General features: G+C 38.4%; 15 protein-coding genes. 6 read left to right on the forward strand and 9 right to left on the reverse strand.

All coding sequences use genetic code 11. From position 1 onward, the window contains the following. A partial coding sequence (locus ABXH34_RS10950) for a hypothetical protein (protein ID WP_353571923.1) occupies positions 1-469 on the forward strand: 469 nt, incomplete at its 5' end. Positions 470-530: 61 nt separating this feature from the next. Here ABXH34_RS10950 and ABXH34_RS10955 read toward each other — a convergent pair. Continuing rightward, positions 531-1079, reverse strand: a complete 549-nt coding sequence (locus tag ABXH34_RS10955) for a Smr/MutS family protein (protein WP_353571924.1) — start codon at positions 1077-1079, stop codon at positions 531-533. Between the two features lie 169 nt (positions 1080-1248). After that, positions 1249-3759, reverse strand: coding sequence for a ricin-type beta-trefoil lectin domain protein (locus tag ABXH34_RS10960; RefSeq protein ID WP_353571925.1), 2511 nt, complete (start codon positions 3757-3759; stop codon positions 1249-1251). 141 nt (positions 3760-3900) lie between these two features. Between ABXH34_RS10960 and speE the strand changes: the two genes are divergently transcribed. The 3 genes from speE to ABXH34_RS10975 all read left to right on the forward strand — a co-directional run bounded on the left by speE (position 3901) and on the right by ABXH34_RS10975 (position 5900). Continuing rightward, on the forward strand, positions 3901-4752 hold the full coding sequence (gene speE / locus ABXH34_RS10965) for a polyamine aminopropyltransferase (RefSeq protein ID WP_353571926.1): 852 nt from the start codon (positions 3901-3903) through the stop codon (positions 4750-4752). A gap of 345 nt (positions 4753-5097) precedes the next feature. Next, positions 5098-5268 (forward strand): hypothetical protein, encoded by a 171-nt coding sequence (locus tag ABXH34_RS10970; protein ID WP_353571927.1) that lies wholly within the window; start codon positions 5098-5100, stop codon positions 5266-5268. 182 nt (positions 5269-5450) lie between these two features. Then, entirely contained in the window at positions 5451-5900 is a 450-nt protein-coding gene (locus ABXH34_RS10975) for a YbbD-related protein (RefSeq protein WP_353571928.1), read from the forward strand. Between the two features lie 332 nt (positions 5901-6232). Here the strand turns inward: ABXH34_RS10975 and ABXH34_RS10980 are convergent, their stop codons facing one another. The 5 genes from ABXH34_RS10980 to ppa form a co-directional block, all read right to left on the reverse strand. Then, complete coding sequence (locus ABXH34_RS10980; RefSeq protein WP_353571929.1) at positions 6233-6805, reverse strand: DUF3299 domain-containing protein; 573 nt, start codon at positions 6803-6805, stop codon at positions 6233-6235. Position 6806: 1 nt separating this feature from the next. After that, entirely contained in the window at positions 6807-8066 is a 1260-nt protein-coding gene (locus ABXH34_RS10985; protein WP_353571930.1) for an ABC transporter permease, read from the reverse strand. Then, a complete protein-coding gene (locus tag ABXH34_RS10990) occupies positions 8063-8749 on the reverse strand; it encodes an ABC transporter ATP-binding protein (protein ID WP_353571931.1) in 687 nt (228 codons plus the stop codon). The genes ABXH34_RS10985 and ABXH34_RS10990 overlap by 4 nt, the downstream gene beginning before the upstream one ends. A gap of 6 nt (positions 8750-8755) precedes the next feature. Further along, the gene (locus ABXH34_RS10995; RefSeq protein WP_353571932.1) at positions 8756-9439 is read right to left on the reverse strand and encodes a ZrgA family zinc uptake protein; all 684 of its coding nucleotides are present in this window, start codon (positions 9437-9439) and stop codon (positions 8756-8758) included. Between the two features lie 297 nt (positions 9440-9736). Further along, complete coding sequence (gene ppa / locus ABXH34_RS11000) at positions 9737-10285, reverse strand: inorganic diphosphatase (RefSeq protein ID WP_353571933.1); 549 nt, start codon at positions 10283-10285, stop codon at positions 9737-9739. Positions 10286-10562: 277 nt separating this feature from the next. Between ppa and ABXH34_RS11005 the strand changes: the two genes are divergently transcribed. Beyond that, entirely contained in the window at positions 10563-11765 is a 1203-nt protein-coding gene (locus ABXH34_RS11005) for a DUF4340 domain-containing protein (protein WP_353571934.1), read from the forward strand. 134 nt (positions 11766-11899) lie between these two features. Here the strand turns inward: ABXH34_RS11005 and ABXH34_RS11010 are convergent, their stop codons facing one another. Continuing rightward, on the reverse strand, positions 11900-13258 hold the full coding sequence (locus ABXH34_RS11010; RefSeq protein WP_353571935.1) for a GGDEF domain-containing response regulator: 1359 nt from the start codon (positions 13256-13258) through the stop codon (positions 11900-11902). Positions 13259-13566: 308 nt separating this feature from the next. Continuing rightward, entirely contained in the window at positions 13567-15423 is a 1857-nt protein-coding gene (locus ABXH34_RS11015; RefSeq protein WP_353571936.1) for a tetratricopeptide repeat protein, read from the reverse strand. Between the two features lie 876 nt (positions 15424-16299). Between ABXH34_RS11015 and ABXH34_RS11020 the strand changes: the two genes are divergently transcribed. Next, on the forward strand, positions 16300-18570 hold the full coding sequence (locus ABXH34_RS11020; protein ID WP_353571937.1) for a response regulator: 2271 nt from the start codon (positions 16300-16302) through the stop codon (positions 18568-18570). Positions 18571-18982 lie beyond the last annotated feature (412 nt).

Below are 18982 nucleotides of genomic sequence, written 5' to 3' on the forward strand. Positions count from 1 at the left end.
ACAGATTATGAAATTCGCAAAAATTTTAGCTTTATCAGCAGTTATCGGCGCTGCTACAGTTTCTGCACCTGCTCAAGCATGGTGGGGTCCTGGTAGTTGGGGTGGTCCTGGTGGTTGGGGCGGTGCTCCTTGGAGTGGTTCTAATTATGGCAATGGCTATAACAACTGGGGTCCTTTCGACGGCTCTGGCTTTGGTGACGGCAACTTTGACATGAACTTCGGTATCCGTGGCAATGGTCGTGGTAACGGTTATGGTAGTGGCCAAGGTAATAATGGCTATGGTTACAATGGCGGCGGTTATGGCAACAACCCTTATGGCGGCGGCTATGGCAATCCTTATGGCGGCGGTTATGGCAATCCTTATGGTGGTGGCTACCCAGCTCCAGCAGCACCTTACCCTTACCCACCAGCTCCTTATGGTTATGGTGCGCCAGTACCTCCTAAAGCTGCTGAAGAAGAAGCTAAATAAAATCACTTAGATAATCTAAGTTGATACCATTGGCCAAAGATGATTGCAAAATTGTCTTTGGCTAATTTCGTTTTAGCAGCACATAAACTGCGCCTGTCCCTCCATCAAATTGCCTCGCAGAACAAAAAGCAAGCACTTCATCTCTTTGCTGTAACCAACGATTTAATTTTCCTTTCAAAACAGGCAGCTTATTCCAAGAGCCATAGCCTTTACCATGTACAATTCTGATACAGCGATATTGATTAATTTTGCACTCATGTAAAAAATAGGCCACGGCTTCACGCGCCTCAGGCACAATCATGCCATGTAAATCTAATTCTGCTCTAACGCTATACAATCCACGACGTAACTTACGTAATACACTGCGCTGCACTCCCATGCGTATGAATACAAGCTCATCCCCTGTTTCCAAGTCATAAGGGTCGTATGTATCCGACATCATTTCATCACGAATACTGAGGATTTCTCGTTCTCGTTGACGTGGAATCGCCGCGACTTTTGTTGGTTCGGGTGTAACAACATCGCAATGGATGGGTTTCAAACCTTTAAGACCCTGCATAGCTTGACGAAACGTTTGTAGCTCAGTTTCATCTAGCGGTTGCTTACTCATAAAACAATCCTAATATTTCCCTTAAAAATCATATATATAAATTAAAAACAAATCTCAATCATGGACTTTTAAAGCGATAAGCTGAAGTGGGTATGTGGTTCTATTTTACAAATAAAAAGGGCGTGTCTACAATAAATGATAAACACACCCTTTAACAATCAACAGATTATTACTTACTTAATTTATTAATCACGTCTGAGTCAGTGTCAACAACAACATCAACACCACGTTTAATACTACGGCTATCGCTTTCATGTGTCATATCATTGACTAAGCGCAATTGACCTTCACGGATTTCAAATACTGTCCATAAAGTACCGCTTTGATTTGGCACATTCAAAGTTGCAATCAAGCCATATTCATTATAAATATTGACTTGTGCGCCAGCATTTGCCAGACCTTTGCTGCTGCTAGAGTTACGGTTGCTGTAATCATGCACTGAGTAACGATAAACACCCGCCAAATTAGTTTGAGCTAAAGTAATCGTTTCAGGTCCGTAGCTGAATACATCATCCACATCTAATTGTGCAAAAGGTGTGGTGTCTAAACTACCACGTTGAATTGTTGGCCAGAATACATGGAAACGGTCGCCATTAGCTAAAGGTCCTGTTACGTGAGCATCTAAATCAGACGGTGTTTTGCCCCAAGTGAGTACCGCACGTACTTCACCGCTACCCAAAATAGGGACTAAAGTGACATTTTGCTCTGGGCGGGTTTCACCACCTAATACAACGACGTTGGTATAATTGGTTACAAAACCTAATTTAGACGCTTCTAATGTGTAATTGCCACCATTAGCTTGTAATTGATATGAACCATCATCAGCACTAACCGTACTTGTTACGATGTCACCTGTTTTTGTATTGATACCTGCACGTAAATTGAGTGCCACATCACCTAAACCACCACCTGTCACACCATTAACCGCAGCACCTGTCATTGTACCTTCACCCGAATACTCATTAGGAATTAACAATACTTGGTCTAAAGCTAAGCTGTCCCCAAATTGGATGTTAATATCATTGTAAATAGCTGGGATATAACCATCTTTGCTAAATTCAGCACTCACACCTTGCTTGGTTGGTACATTGGTAACATCATAACTGCCATCATTGGTTGTCACATTGTTAGCAGTCAAAACAGTATTCGCTTTAACATCAACATTCACCGCACTCAAACCAGATAAATCAACAGCATTTTTAACAATACCATTCAAATTACCGTTATAACTATTTACAAATAAGAATTGCCATTCTTGATTCAGTTGACCATTACAATCCCAGTTTTGCACTTTTGCTGCATTGGCATCTGCTTGAACTGCGTCAACATCTAAGCATTTGCCTGTACCGTTAACCAATTCATTTTTACTATTCAATGTCCAATTTTGATTAATTGCATCAGCGTCGCTACGGCAATCCCAAATTTGTGCTTGACCACCATTGTTATACGCATCAGGTGCATGAATATCTAAACAACGACCATAATCATTGACTAAACGTGAGCCATTTAAAATCCAGCGTTGATTTTCAGCCGCATGACAATCCCAAGTATGGGTAATTTTGCCATTGCCATCCCAATTTGGAATATCTAAGCAGCGACCTGTACCATTTAATAATGGTGTGCCACTTAATTGCCAAGTTTGAGCAGAATCACTATTACATGTTGAGGTTTGAACTTTGCCACCATGGGTATAAATATCCGTTGCAGGCACATCTAAACATTGACCTAAACCATTAACGAGTTGATCGCCTTGTAACGTCCATGTTTGATTAGCCGCACCATTGCAATCAGCAATACTCAAACTGCCGCCATCAACAGAGCTGGTTAAACATTGACCTGCTGGATTGACAAATTGATTGCCAACTAAAACCCATTGTTGATTTGGATTGCCGTTACACGTTTGAATTTGCACAATACTATCACTTGAAGATAAACATAAACCACCGCCTAAGCTCAGCATAGAAGAAGGATAGGAATCAACAGTTTGACCTGTTTCAGCAGAGATTTTGGCACGAATCGCACTCACAAACAGCTCATAGTCTGAAATTTGGAAGAAAAAGCCATCTTGAGATAAATTAGCACTAGCAGGTTGAGGACGTACCATGGCACGTAATTTTGCTGTATCGATTTGACTACCAATACCAAGAGAATTAACCGCATCAACCCCTTTAGCAATAGCATTATCCGCACTCACCGCTGGGTCGCCATCTTGGTTATGCGCGCCATCTGTCACAATATCAATGACTTGTTTTTCTGAGTTAAAATTAAACTGTTGGGCACATAAATCAATTGCTTGGGCAATACCTGTAAATTCTCCTAAGCCCTCTTGTTTAATATTACTGATTTGCTCCGCAATTTGGTTTGCAACCTCAGCACTGGTCACCACTGTAGGGGCAACTTCAACCCGCGCTTCGGTGGCAAAATGTACAATAGAAACGGTGACGCTACCATCCTGTGGCACAACACTGGGGTCTCTTAATGCTTGGGCTAAACCCTCTAATTGAACTTGAAAATCACTAGAGATAATACTTTCAGAACCATCAAGTGTAGTACACAGTTCGATGGATTGATTAGCAGCGTGAATGCGGGGATTTATCGCAAAAACCAACATCAGCAGCATCAGCCAAGCCAGCCAGTGCTTTATTGTTGTTGAAAACGGGTTGGTCAACTCGTATTTCATGGCATATTCCTTTTGATATAATCACTAAATTGGTATTGCCAAGCATACTTTTATTTAAAAATATTGGCAAGCAAACCTTTAGCTATGCTGATCTAAGTTTTATAATAAGCCTCACTTTTTTTCCTGCAAAGGTATCTCGCAATGGCATTAGATACAAATTGGTTCTCTGAAATTGATGAAAAAGCTGATTCTGCATTTTCTCTCAAAATTAAGCGCAAATTGCATGAAGAACAAAGCCCATTTCAAAAAGTAGAAGTGTATGAAACTGAAAAATTTGGCAACTTAATGGTCATTGATGGATTTACCATGCTGACCTCACGGGATAATTTTGTTTATCATGAAATGATGACTCATCCGATATTATTTGCTCATCCCAATCCTAAAAATGTGGTGATTATTGGGGGGGGAGATTGTGGTACTTTACGTGAAGTGTTGAAACACCCTAATGTGGAACAAGTGACTCAAGTAGATATTGATGAAGCTGTAACCCGTGCTTCTGAGAAATACTTCCCCGAATTATGTGAATCAAATAATGATCCACGCGCAACTTTATTATTTGATGATGGAATCAAGTGGATGCAGAATGCTGCTGATGATAGCGCAGATATTATCATTGTAGATAGCACTGATCCTATTGGCCCTGGTGAAGGCTTATTTAATGTGGCATTTTATACACAATGTCGCCGCGTATTAGGTGAGCACGGTTTATTGATTCAACAAAGTGAGTCGCCTTTAATTCATTTGCCATTATTGCAATCAATTCATAAGGCACAACGTGACGCAGGATTTACAAATACACGTAGCTTACAATTTTTTGTAATGTCATATCCTTCAGGCTGGTGGACAGGCACAATTGCAGGACAAGGTGATTTAACTCAGTTCCGTCAGGATGATGCAAAAAACCTTAAGTTTGAAACTTTATACTACAATGCAGAAATACATCAGGCCAGCTTTGCTTTGCCTAATTTTTTACAACAAGCATTGCCTGCTTAACTTATTTTTGTGGTTAAATATTTCAATGATTCGGACAGTTTTGATGAGGAATTAAGAAACAGGCAAGTAATGAGGGTTATGTCATTTTCGATTTCGACGACAACATAATCCTTAAGGCTTTCATGGAAAGATTATAATTAGTATTGGAACAGATGGACAATGTTAGCAAACCATAATGCTTGATGTGGCCAACGTGAGCGAAAATACTGCTTACAACCTACCTACAAGATAAATATTGGTACTTTGAGTAGTGGCTTTATAGGGGTGTGAACAAAAGTGCGGTTTTCTGGATATAGAGAATAAAACAAGCTAAGCTGAAAGAAAAAGCTGAAAAGGAGAAAGCGGATGTCTACAGAAGAAGAACGAGCATATTACGAAAAAATCAATCGTCATCCCAAGTTGAAAGCACGAATGGAAGCGATACTAGAAATAGTAGAAAGTGCGGAGATAAGCAAAGCAGCAGAAGCGGAACAACGAGCAATAGAAGAGCTACGGCAAATGGGAATGAAGTACTAACTGATTGGGCGCAACAACGTGTGCAGAAAACCAAAGTTCAACAAGTAGGAAAAAATAAATACGTATCTAGTGGAAAAAAACTTTGTTGGCACACCACATTCGGAGACATAACAGTTTATGGAGTTGAATACAAAAAGTCACAACAATTCTCATTCCAGAAAACCTAATGATGAGATCACTATATGAAATATTTAGTTGGTGGAATAACTATCATAATATCCTGCCTCATTGCTGGAATTTTCGGAATTCTACTATTATTCCCAAATAGTATTGTTACGAATCAGTATGCAACGCTCGAAGCTGCACGTACTGATCACTTATTTGGACGCGGTTGGCTTCCTAATATTCTTCCTCCATCTGCATATGACATTCACACATCGAATAACTTGGATATTAATATATCTGATGGTAAGTTCTCGTTTTCACCCTCAGAATATATGTTATTTGCCTCACGTACTCGTCAGTATATCGTTGTTAATACGCCGTTTGTTAATTGGGAAAAAACAGTTGCCCGCAGGCGTAAAAAAGGTTTCCAACCAACTATTTATGCGGAGGAAAGCACTAGATGGGTATTTTTCTGTAAGGTATCCGAAGGGTATTGTGAGTATGTCATGCATCATGTGGATGAATAGAAACTAACTTGACATCCTAGGCAACGATTTGCGTTTGTGTCCAAGCGAGAACCATATGCTCGTTACTGACACACATAAGCCAATGGAAAGCAGGTCTTACGGGTAGTTGGAGGCTGAGACGCTCAGCTGCCGCCTCAAAACTTAAACGTTATGCCTCCGTGAAAGCAAGCGATTATTTTAATACGATTGCCCTGTATGTCTCGTTTTCTCGTTCCAACGGTCTGAGGCTGCAAAAAATGAGGTTCTTTTACAAGCTCTCTCCATTGGAATGCAGCCCAGCCGCTCTGCGTCTTAATGGTAAAAATATTATCATTGTAGATGTCAAATGGGTTCTATAATATTTCAAACTCATACATTTCTGTTAGTGCATTTTCAATACGATAGCCTGCGTTACCAATCTTAGTTTGTTGTTGTTCAAGCTTAATTGTACCGATGACCCAAATGGGTGAATAGGCTTGCTCTGTGTCTATCCCCTGATTTTTCTCAGTTTTAATTAATACAATCTGATTCATAGGTGGCGGCGGGACATGAATGCACGCACCAAAATAAGGAACGAGCAAAAACTCTGTAATTTTACCTGCCTCAAACTTCAACGGTGCAACAAATCCCGGTAATTTAATATGTTTTTGATTCATTTGGGGATTGGGTGGGGCATTATTAATTTCACTCATCATTTGCTGATACATCTCTTCAGCTTGAGGATCATCATCTTCAAAAGCATTCAGTTGGGTTTCATATTTGGCGAAAATTGCCTCTGCTGAATAATCAGCTGGAATCAAATCTTTCCAACCTATTTGTGTTGGAGCTTCGATTGCTAATTCTTCAGGCGTTAAACCATTACTTGTTTCTTGTTCACACGCAATGAGTAAGCAGCAGATTAAACCTAATTTTAAATATTTAAACATATTACACTTTTACCGTTAATCCATCTTGTAAAGAATGCTGATAGGCAATCCAACCGGGGATTAAACTCAATAGCATTGCTAAACCAATGGCAATTAATAAAATCAAACCTTGTTCAGAATCAAGTGGGCTTACGCTAAATTGAATCCCATACCATTCTACTATCCACGGCTGAATCATACTTTGTAGGCTATATAAAAGTCCGATTCCAAATAAGCATCCTCCCATAACCACGAGCAATGCTTCTAATAAAAAAAGTAACAATATATGATAAGCATGAGCACCAATTGCACGTAATATTGCCATTTCACGTCGCCGTTCATTCAACGTAGTCAGCAAGGTTGTGAGTAATCCAATCAGCCCCGCTATTAAAACCAATCCCGATATCATGAATAAAATGCGTTCAAATTGCCCAATGGTCTGCCAGAGCCGAGCCAGTGTTGCGCCCGGTAAAATGGCGAGTAATGGTTCTGCCTTATATTGGTTAATTTTGCGCTGTAGACTAAATGTATCAATCTTACGTTCCAAACCCAGCATAAATGCAGTAATAGCCTTAGGTTCTAAATTCATATGTCGAGCTTGTTGTGCCGTAATATGGATAGGCGATTGTGTCCCTGCTTGCCAATCGACATGAATTGCTTCAATCCCTTGTAAAGAAACATGAATTGTTCGATCAATGGCTGTGCCTGTTGGTTTTAAAATACCGACAACTCTAAAAGGTTTATCAAGATGTTGATTAAATTGAGTTGGCATTAAGCCATGGGTGAGAACGATGTCTTGCTGTAACTGATAATGTAGTGATTGTGCGACATCCCAACCAATCACCGCATCATAAATATCATCAAACATGTGTCCTTGTTGAAAACGGAGCGATTGATTATCAGCATAACGATAATATCGAAAATAGTCTTGATTTGTACCCATGACCCGAAATCCACGATGTGAGTCACCTAAAGAAATCGGAATCGTCCATTTAACAACGGGCAAAGCTGCGAGTTCTTGATAGGATTGATATGAAATATTATTGGTGGCATTACCGATTCTAAATACACTATAAAGCAGCAAATTAATTGAGCCACTACGCGCACCGACAATTAAATCCGTTTGAGTAATGGTATTGATAAAGCTTGCTTTTGCTTGTTTACGAATTTGATCGACACCCAACAATAATAAAATACTGATCGCAATTGACAGCATTGCAAGAGACAAACTGACTTTACGATTCCACGCACTTTTCGCAGCAAGTTTAAAAATAATCATCATATTGTTGCCTGATTAAATGCTGATAATTCAAGCACTGTGGAGAAAGAACGGGCTAATTGCAAGTCATGACTCACGAAAATCACGGTACTATTTTGTTGTTGTGCCTCAGTAAATAAAAGCTCTATAAAACGTTGTTGGTTATCCGCATCCAATGCCGAAGTGGGTTCATCTGCAATAATAATTTCAGGTTGTCCTATCAAAGCTCGTGCAACAGCGATACGTTGCTGCTGACCAACACTGAGTTTTTGTATAGATTGATGTATTTGATTTTCTGCAATCTGTAATTCATCTAGTAAACGTAATGCCGTTTGAATGTATTTGCCTGCTTTAGATTTGCGTTTTGCTGAAAAATAGCAGGGCAGTAACACATTTTCTAATACTGATAGATAGGGCAATAAATTAAATTGCTGAAAAATAATACCAAAATGATCGGCTCTAAATTGGTCGCGTCGCGTTGCGGAAAGTAAATTGAGATTGGTATTTAACACTTCCACTGTGCCAACTTGAGGGCGATGAATACCTGCAATCAAATTAAGCAAGGTGGTTTTCCCACAACCGCTTTTACCGTAGATAAAAACATGTTGTCCCTGTTGTATATCTACAGTAGGAATATTAAGTATATCAGAACCTTGCCTAGTCCAACGAAATTGAACTTGCTGTAACTGAATAACATGATTGTTCATTGAATGCTATCTAAGTTGAATAAGACTGCTATTTGGAGTCAAATCTTGAGCAGATTGTAGTGTATCAGTAACCCATTGAGCATGTAACATTTCAAACTGGGGGAATTGTTTAAATAACTTATTAATTTCAATCGAAATTGGCATGGATTGACATTGGTAATGGTATTTTACTTCTATATCAGTATGCACTTCTGCTGTTTCATGTGTATGGTGTTCTTCAGCATCGTGATGATCTGCTTCTTCGGCGTGTTCTTCAGCATGATGGTGATTTGCTTCTTCTTCGGCGTGTTCTTCAGCATGATGGTGATTTGCTTCTTCTTCGGCGTGTTCCTCAGCATGATGGTGATTTGCTTCTTCAGCGTGTTCTTCAATTTCAAATGGGCTATGAATATCCACAGATTGTAAAAGACATGTTGCTTGAGTATCTAATTCAAACAATGTAGACGACTTTAACGTTGTTAATTGCTTTGTCACATATTGCTGTTGTTCAGGATTATGCGGCAAATGTTCAAATCCCAGAATATTATACGCAGGGGTTTCTAGTTCAATAACCAAATCAGGCTGCGATACGGCAATATTTAACGTTGCAATACCATGTTGATGAACGCCTTGCTCACGATGCTCTGTTTCTGCAAAAACCACATTTGGTGCAATGTAACACAATAATAAACATAATATTTTTGAATTCATTTTTACTTACTCCAATCCAGAATAGATAATCTATTAGCGAATTATATCAAATATTGAGTGAGAAGCTAGGAGAGAGGCAAATAATGAGGGTTATGTCATCTTCGACGACAACATAATCTTTAATGTTCTCATGGAAAGACTACAAGCAGATAAAGGGCTAGAAATCTCAACATTTGCGGTGGTAAACGTAAATACAGCTTACAACTTACCTACAAGGCAAACATTGATATCTTTGAGTTAAATAAAAAAGCCCGCCAAACACTCGATATGTTGACAGGCTTTTTAAAAGCTGACGACTTAGAAATGTGGTTTTTCTTTGGCGCTATTAAAGCGATCAATAGAACTCATGATTTCTTTTTTCGCTTCTTCAACGTCTTCCCAGCCAGTTACTTTGACCCATTTATTATTTTCCAAATCTTTGTAACGCTCAAAGAAATGAGCAATTTGGTTTAATAATTCTGGACGAATATCTTCAATGTCACGAGTTTGACGATATAATGTAGATAATTTATCTTCAGGCACAGCAAGTACTTTTGCATCAGGGCCAGATTCATCTTCCATACGCAATAATGCTAATGGACGACATTTGATGACTGCACCACTAATCACTGGAATTGGAGTGATGACTAATACGTCAACAGGGTCGCCATCTTCTGATAACGTATGAGGAACATAACCATAGTTACAAGGATAGTGCATTGCAACATTCATGAAACGGTCAACAAACATTGCACCTGTTTCTTTATCAACTTCATACTTAACAGGATCGCTATGTGCAGGAATTTCAATAATAACATTTACTTCTTCAGGTATATTTTTACCTGGAGCAACTCTATCTAAATTCATATAAATTTCCAGTAACGGATGAAAAATTTCTTTGGAATAGCATTCACCATTTTAAAGATATTTGACTTAAAAAACTACGTGCTTTTGATTTTTTTTGTGCATCTGCACCATATTATACTAATATAGTCTTATAAGATGATGATAAACTTTATAATTTATATTTATAATAAAAAATATTTTAGTAACCTTTGAAAATTCCGTGTTCAAGACTTGAAAAATCGTAGATTGGGCATAGTTAAAAGAAGGTTTTTATCTACAGTATAATTGAGGAGATTTCATGAATCCGAAAAAACTTATGTTGTTGGCTGCCATCGCATTTGTCGTTGTTGGTATTGCAGTTGAGTTAACTAGTAAAGCCCCGATTCCAGATCAAGCTTCATCAAAAAACAAGCTGTTTCCCAACTTAATGGATAAATTAAACGATGTAGACAATATCGAGATTAGTAACAGTAGTGCAAAATTTACAGTGCAACTTGAAGCAGGCACATGGGGATTGGTTGATAAACAAGGCTATCCTGTTAAAGAAGAAAACGTGCGTAATGTTTTACTAGGAGTGGCAAGTCTCAATATTGTAGAACCTAAGACCCAGAAACCTGAAAATTATGCCACATTGGGCGTACAAGATGTCAATATTAAAAACGTGGATTCTGCCTTAGTTGTGTTAAATCAAGGCGAAACCACGCTTGCAAGCCTCATTGTGGGTTATGATCGTATCGCACGTAGTGATAATACTTTACGTGAGATTTATGTGCGTAAACCAGAAGAGCAGCAATCTTGGGCTGTAGAAGGTTTATTGCAGTTAGAAAAACAGGCTAAGGATTGGCTAGATAAAAATATTATTAATGTGGAAAGCAGCCGAATTCGCGAACTGACTATTAGTGAAAATAATGCAGAAATCATCCATATTTTTAAAGAGAATGTGAGCGACAGTGATTATCAAATGGCTAACTTACCTGAAAAAGCCATGATTAGCTCAAGCTATTCCATTAATCAAATGGCACATTTTTTAGCTAATTTAACCATGGAAGATGTCAGCGTTTCGGATTCAATTAACAGCGAAACAAGTCGTCAAATCGTATTTACAGCTTATGATGGTTTACAAGTCACACTTAACTTAGTGAAGCAAAATGATGTGTATTACGCTAAATTTACGGCCGCTTACGTTGAACCCGCACCTGTGGAATTAGAGGAAGGCAAGGAAGCCCCGCAATTAAAATCTGCTGTTGAAGTACAAAAAGAAGTGGCTGAACTGAATGAAAAATTAGCACCATGGGTTTATGAGTTGCAACGCTATAAAGCGAATTATTTATTTAAGCAACCGTCAGAGTTATATAAAATCGCAGAGGAAAAGGCTGTGATAGAAGAGGCTGAAACCCCAGTATTTTCCTTAGAAGATGCCTTGAGTAATTTCTCAACTAATCGCAATGCAGAACCTGAATTGCCCCCATTAGGCGATATTTTAGGTAATACAGCTCAGTAGTATGTCGAAGGGCTGCTAATCTATTGTGGGTTGGCAGTCACCGTCATTCAATGAAGATCACAGAAATGCAATTTGCTGCGTGAGCAGATGGGTCTTGCATTCCGAATCAGCTTCAAATCATGACAGTATTATGATTAAGCAGGTGTGATATTTTTATTGGTGACACACAAACAGGTTCGGTTATAGCCTTGGATTTGTGCTGAATGTAGTGCATTGTCTGCATCCGAAATTAAGGTGGGTAAGGTCACATCTTTTACCCCTTCGCTTGCTGTGAGACCAATACTCACGGTCACGTCCAAGCCTTCTGGCTTTAAACCCATCATATTAATCCGCAAGGTTTCAGCTAAACTTTTACCTTTTTCTAAATCAGCATCAGCGATTAATACGGTAAATTTTTTCCCAGCAAAACGCACCACCATCGCGTCATCATCAAAGAATTCATTTAAGAATCGACCAATCACATGCAAAATATGATCGCCAACAATATGCCCTTGAACATCATTGATAATTTCAAAATGGTCAATATCAATCATCATCAAACACATATTGGGGTGTTGACCAATAAAGCCTGTGGCTTCATCTAACAAGAAACGCTTATTTCGCACCCCAGTTAAACTATCAGTGGTGGCTAAATGATACATGTCGCGCGAATAACGGCGTAATACATTATGCTGATGTTTTATCAATAACAATGTTTTCAGCCGCGCAATTAACACTTCTTCCGTAATCGGCTTAGTCACAAAATCATTCGCACCTGCGTGGAAAATTTCGGCCTGACATTGCCTGTTATCATCAATGGTGATAATCAATACAGGCATTTCTTGACGTGAATAATGCAGTTGGGTACGAATCGCATACAACAAATCACCGCCTGTCATCTGCCCTTCTAAGAAGAAATCAGAAAAAACCACATCGTAGCCTTCTCCTTCTTCACCCGCAGAATCAGGGTCTGTTGTTGCTGTTTTTAATAATTCTAAGGCTTTCTCAGCACTGGTAACATGGGTGATATACAAGCCATGCTTTTCCATCAAGGTTTGGGTCGCTTGTGCTGTGCCTAAACTGTCCTCAACGTATAAAACCCGGCCGACTAAGCCTGAGTGACGTTGAGATACATCTTTAATAAATTCAACTAACTTTTTATAGCCTAGAGATTTATTAAAATAATCGGTTACACCAGCGGAAAAACCTTCCCGTAATAAACGTGTGTCTGCATCGCTGGAGACGACAATCACAGGGGTTAAGTGTTGTTTTTCACTTTTGCGGATTTCATGGCACAAGTCGAGGCCATCTAAACCTGGCAGTAGGAGTGAAGTCGTAATTAAATCAAACTTTTCTCGGTGTAAATACTCTAACGCTTCCTCAGCACTGCCACAGGTGACAATATAAGCATCTTGCATTTCCTTTTGGAGTATATGTGAAATGATCGATCGTGCGACTTCTGAACGATCAATAATCATAATCCGAGCAGTTTTAGGGGTTCTCACTCTAGTCATCGTTGTCTACTATGCGGTGTTGCCCGATTGCAGAGATGCCTACAACCAATCTATTATCCAGTGAATGAATAGACAAAAGGCCCGCCTCATTCATGGTGAAATTACGCCTAACTAATAGTTCATTATATCATTGAAATCTATTTAAAGTAGCTTTTTCACAGCTTCTGCCATAGTATACAATTTACGCCGTTTTTGCCATAAATGCGCATCTGTATATAACTCATTGTAAATTAAAAATTAATTGGGACTTTTAAAAATACAATTCTAATTGTATTTTTAGATTTCAACGTTATTTGAAAATAATCTAATTATGGTGTCAGTTGTTGAATCCGTTTTTCGACTTGAGCAGGATTAAATTGAATCGCTTGTCCTTGGCTGAGTTGTAATGCTTTTTGATAAAAAGGTACAGCTGCTTTTGATTGATGTAAATATTCTAAGCTAACAGCTAAATTATAAGCATAATCTGCTTTCTTCTCATCAAAACGATACGCATCAAAATAGGCTTGTTGTGCCTCTCGCCAGCGTTCTTGCTGAGCATACACATTACCTAAACTAAAATGTAGATAAGCTGATTGAGGCGATTGGTCAAGCAAGATTTTTATTTGGCTTTCCGATGAACGCGGGGATTGTTGTTGTACAGAGCTAAGCCCCAGTTGAGCCAAACTATCATTTGGATAATATTTTAAAATTTGCTGGTAATAATATTCTGCGGCTTGGGTTTGCTGATTACGTTGGGCAATGGCGGCTAAGCCGAGTAAGGCATCACGATTTTTATCGTTTGTATTTAATACTTGTTGATACAATCGTTTGGCTTTTTGATTTTTTCCTGCTTGAAATGCTTGATAAGCCTGATTTAACTGATTGTGTAAATGCTGTGTATTGCGAGATACTTTCTTAATTTTAATATCTTTACTGCCTTGTTGCTGAGGCAATGGGCGTGGCTGTTCTTCATCTAAGGAATCAATAATTGATTTAGTAATAAGTGGTTGTTGGACTTGAGTAACCGTAGTCGTACGTTGCACAGGTTCAATAATTTCAATCCCTTCAGCAATGACGGGTTTGTATTGAATCGGTGTGCTTAAGCCTGAGGCAATAGGCACTTCTGATATTACCTCAGATAATAATGACTTTGCCTTTTCCATAAAAGTTTGATGCTTAGGTTCAATTTCCTCACTCAGATTGGCTTCTATAACAGTTTGGGTCACAGGAGGTTCGGTTGATTCTGGGAGTATGGTAGGCTTTGGCACAGGATTTTGCCAAATTTGCTTTGGATTAAAATCGGCCAGTTGGATGAATGGGCCATCTGAATTTAATTGATAAAAATAATAAGCACTAAACCCTAGACCTAACAGCAATGTCAGTAATAAAACCGTAAATAAAGCAGAACGTTTATAATTTCTATGATAGGGAGAAGGGGCTGTTGCAAGCAAAACACGCTTAGCGGTCAATGGGTCTGGACGGATGATCTCAGGATTCAGCTCAGGTTTAGCTAAAGGCTGGGTTGTTTGTGGCTCATTTAAATTGAACTCAAGTTGACCCAAATTCGCTGATTCTGTGTCAAGAGTAGGGGATAGATTTTCTTCAGGTTTTGGTGCATATTGGTGAATTGACTCTGGTCTATCTGGTGCAAATATAGCAGCATCCCATTTCAAACTATCATGATCTAAAGCAGCAATATTTTCAGTTTGAACAACATTAAATTTTTGTATTTCCTCTGGTTCAGTATTGAGTTGAGCTTCAGTTAAATCTGCTATTTCCTCAGAAGCACGCTCTGCTTGCTCTAATAATGGCGTTTGAGATATTTCTGGCGTTTGTTCTACTGATGCCAATTCTAAAGGCATATCGGATACATCAATAGATTCAGTTTGTTCAATAATAGGAAGCTCTATAGCGTCTTCATTATCAAAATGCCAGTCTAATTCCTCTAAATTATTGAATATGCTATTCGGGTCTTCAATCTCTACAGTTTCGTTAATATTGGGGATTTCTATCGACTCAACTTGCTCTAATTGCTGCTCAAGCAATACAGTATCATTTGATTGGGATTCAGCAGGTTTTTCAGGTGTGATTTCTTCAGTAGGCGTATTGTTGGGGACTTCGTCTGGGGTGGAAGTTTGTTGTTTTGATTGTTCCGCTTTTTTAAGGGCTTCCATTAATAAGCTCATGGTGTAGCACTTTCTATTATCGTTAAGAGACCTGTCATCAGTTTAGCATGGAAAATACCAGAAATTATCTAAACATCAGTAAAGTTGCTTGTTAACAATTGACACAATTAATACTTATAATCGATGGATTTTCATGGTTCACAGAAATGATAGCAGGCATGAGCTGATAGGATAAAAATACTAATAATAAGGTTATATTTGGTATATTGCCTTGATTAAAAATATAGTCAAGCAAGGCATTGTATTAAAAAGGTAAAATTTATTTCAATGCCAAAAGCATATTTTGCATACCATAGTGAATAAAACCATATAAATCATTAGCAACGTGCGTCCATGTCGATTTTGTTGCAGCAAAAGTGTGATGCCAAGTTTTTAGCATAACTGTCATTAGTTTTCCCATGAATTTTGATAACATACCAAGTACAGTGATTATCATGACAAATCCCCCTAAGCCATTAATTTAATAACCTTTAGTATGACTGATGAATAAGCCATTTGCAAAGTAAAATGAGTATGGAAATAGCATGATGATGCCGATAAATAAATTCTTAACAGACAAATGATTGTTCGTAAAATTTCAATCACATTAATATGGTATAGTTATTGATGACTGAATAAAGTAGATGTGAAGTGTTGATTTTTAGCGTGTCAATGACTTGGATATTGTTTTTACCAAATTTTATTTTTATAAGCAGACTTTTAAATATTTCTTTATTTATATAGATTATATTTTTAGATTATAAATTCCCAAAAACAATCAAATAGATTGGGTTATCTAAATAAAATAATAAATTACCGTGAAAAGCATGATAAATTTTAAGGTTACTGTATAAGCCTCACAAGCACAATTGTGCTCGCAGTTATGGGATAGCTACCTTGATTAATTCAAACAATGAGCAATTACAACAGCAAATAGATGGCCTACAACAGCGAAATTCGCAACTTGATACGGTTAACCTAGCTTTGCGCCAACAAGTGCAGCAACTGAGTGATGCCCTGCGAACATTGGAAGAAGAAAATAATGGCCTGTATATTCATTTGGAAACAACCACCAAACATGCAGGTAGCGTTGAAACCGAATTACCCAGCATTCGTAATAATTTAGAACAAGAAATCGCGATTCGTACTCAAGAACTGGCTGACAATAACAATCGACTTGAACGCGAAATTCAAGAGCGCAAACGAGTTGAAGAAGTACAACGAAACAGCTTGTCATTACGCCAAACCTTGCTCAATAGCATTCCCAGTCCAATCTTTTTTAAAAACAATTTAGGTATGTATTTAGGTTGTAATCGTGGCTTTGAAAAATATATTGGGTTAGCTGAATCTGACATCGTAGGTCATACCGCCCAAGAAATTTATCCTTCTGAACATGCCTCGTTAGAAGAGCAGCGTGATAGGGCATTATTCAACAGTGAAAATGATGCGGTGCAAATTATTGAAGAGCGTGTGCAATATGCAGATGGCTCATTGCATGATGTCACGTTTAATACCAGCACGTTTAAAACCACCGATGGCAGTGTTGCGGGTTTAGTCGGCATTATCATTGATATTTCCGAACATAGACGCGCTGAAGAAGCCTTACTCAAAGCTAAAGAAGCAGCAGAAGATTCAAATCGTATCAAAAGCCAATTTATCGCCAATATGAGCCATGAATTACGCACCCCGTTAAATGCGATTCTGGGCTATAGTGAAATGCTTGAAGAAGATATTGCTGATTTTGGCCATGATGATTTAGTGTCAGATGTCCGTAAAATTAATGCGGCAGGCAAACATTTGTTAGGATTAATCAACGATGTATTGGATATTTCTAAAATTGAAGCAGGCAAAATGACGCTTTATGCAGAAACTTTCTCAATTCAAGATATGGTGGGCGATGTAGTCAGCACAATTCAACCATTGATTCAAACCAGAGAAAATAGCTTAAGCCTTAAAATATCTGATGAAATCGGCAATATGCACGCTGATTTAACCAAGTTACGCCAAATGTTATTTAACTTGCTGAGTAATGCGGCTAAATTTACCGAAAAAGGCCATATTTCCTTTTGCGTATCGCGCAAGATTATGCCTGAACAAGACTGGATTGAATTCAAAGTGACCGATGAAGGCATCGGTATGACAGCAGCACAAATGCAGAAATTATTTCAACCATTCACTCAAGCAGATGCCTCAACCACTCGTAGATATGGCGGCACGGGTTTAGGTTTAACCATTTCGCAACGTTTTGCGGAGATGATGGGCGGTAAAATTGATGCTGAAAGTGAATATGGTCACGGTAGTTGCTTCTCAATCCAACTGCCGGCTTACGTCATGACGGATCAAGAGCCGCTGATTAATGGTTTAAATGCACCAAAACGTGCCAAATTGCCTCAGCAAGCAGGTAATACGGTACTGATTATTGATGATGATGCGATTGTACGTGAATTGTTACAAAACTATATTAAAAAGCTAGGTTTTGAAGTGATTACGGCTGAAAATGGCCATGATGGACTGGAATTGGCGCGTAAATATCAACCTCATGCGATTACTTTAGATGTGATGATGCCGGGGATGGATGGTTGGATGGTGTTGTCTGAACTGAAAAGTGATCCCATATTAACAAAAATTCCTGTCATCATGGTGTCATTGGTTGAAGATAAAAGTATTGGTTATTCCTTGGGTGCATCGGAATATTTGACGAAACCTGTTAATCGTGATGAATTAAACCGTATTTTGCGTAAATATCTAACCAATGATGAAAATTTGCAAAAAATTCTTGTGGTTGAAGATGATGATGTCACACGAAAATTGATTGAAACCATGTTACAAAAAATTGGTTGGCAAGTGGAAACCAGTGAAAATGGTCAGCTTGCATTAGAGAGTTTATTACAAAGTCGCCCTGATTTGATTTTATCTGATTTGATGATGCCTGAAATGGATGGTTTTGAATTAATCACTAAATTACGTAAAGAACCAGAGTGGCGACAGATTCCTGTTGTGGTTTTAACCGCGAAAGATATGACCATCGAAGAACGAAATATGTTGAATAATCGAGTTGAAAAAGTGTTTCAAAAAGGCGATTATCGACGGGACGAATTATTAAGCGAAATCCGTGAATGTTTAATGCGTACTAAATTGATTGAACAACCTCTGAAAAAAAAGGTATAGTCGTTTTATTCTAGGATGATGCAGGACTGGCAATCCTTAGTTTTAAAAGTGATTGATATTTAAAGTTTTATAGGACTGCCAGTCCTAATACCCAAAACGAAATTGACTATATAACAACCGTCCAGAATCAACACGCACAAAACAGGTTCTGTAGTCTTGAAGATACAAAAAAGAACGTTGGTTCAACAATGTTAAATGACTAGGAATGCAATATTTATTTTGTCTGTGTAACATGTAGAATCCTACGAGCTTAACTTGAAAATTGGTCTGAATCCTTAATAAAATAAGGAATGACTTAAACTCCTAATTCAAAATTCAAAAAGGGATTTGAATGACACAAAGCTATGATGCTGCCGACCTTGAAGTCCTAACAGGTTTAGACCCCGTCCGTAAACGCCCTGGTATGTACACC

Source organism: Candidatus Albibeggiatoa sp. nov. BB20 (genome assembly GCA_016744725.1).
Classification (GTDB): Bacteria; Pseudomonadota; Gammaproteobacteria; order Beggiatoales; family Beggiatoaceae; genus Albibeggiatoa.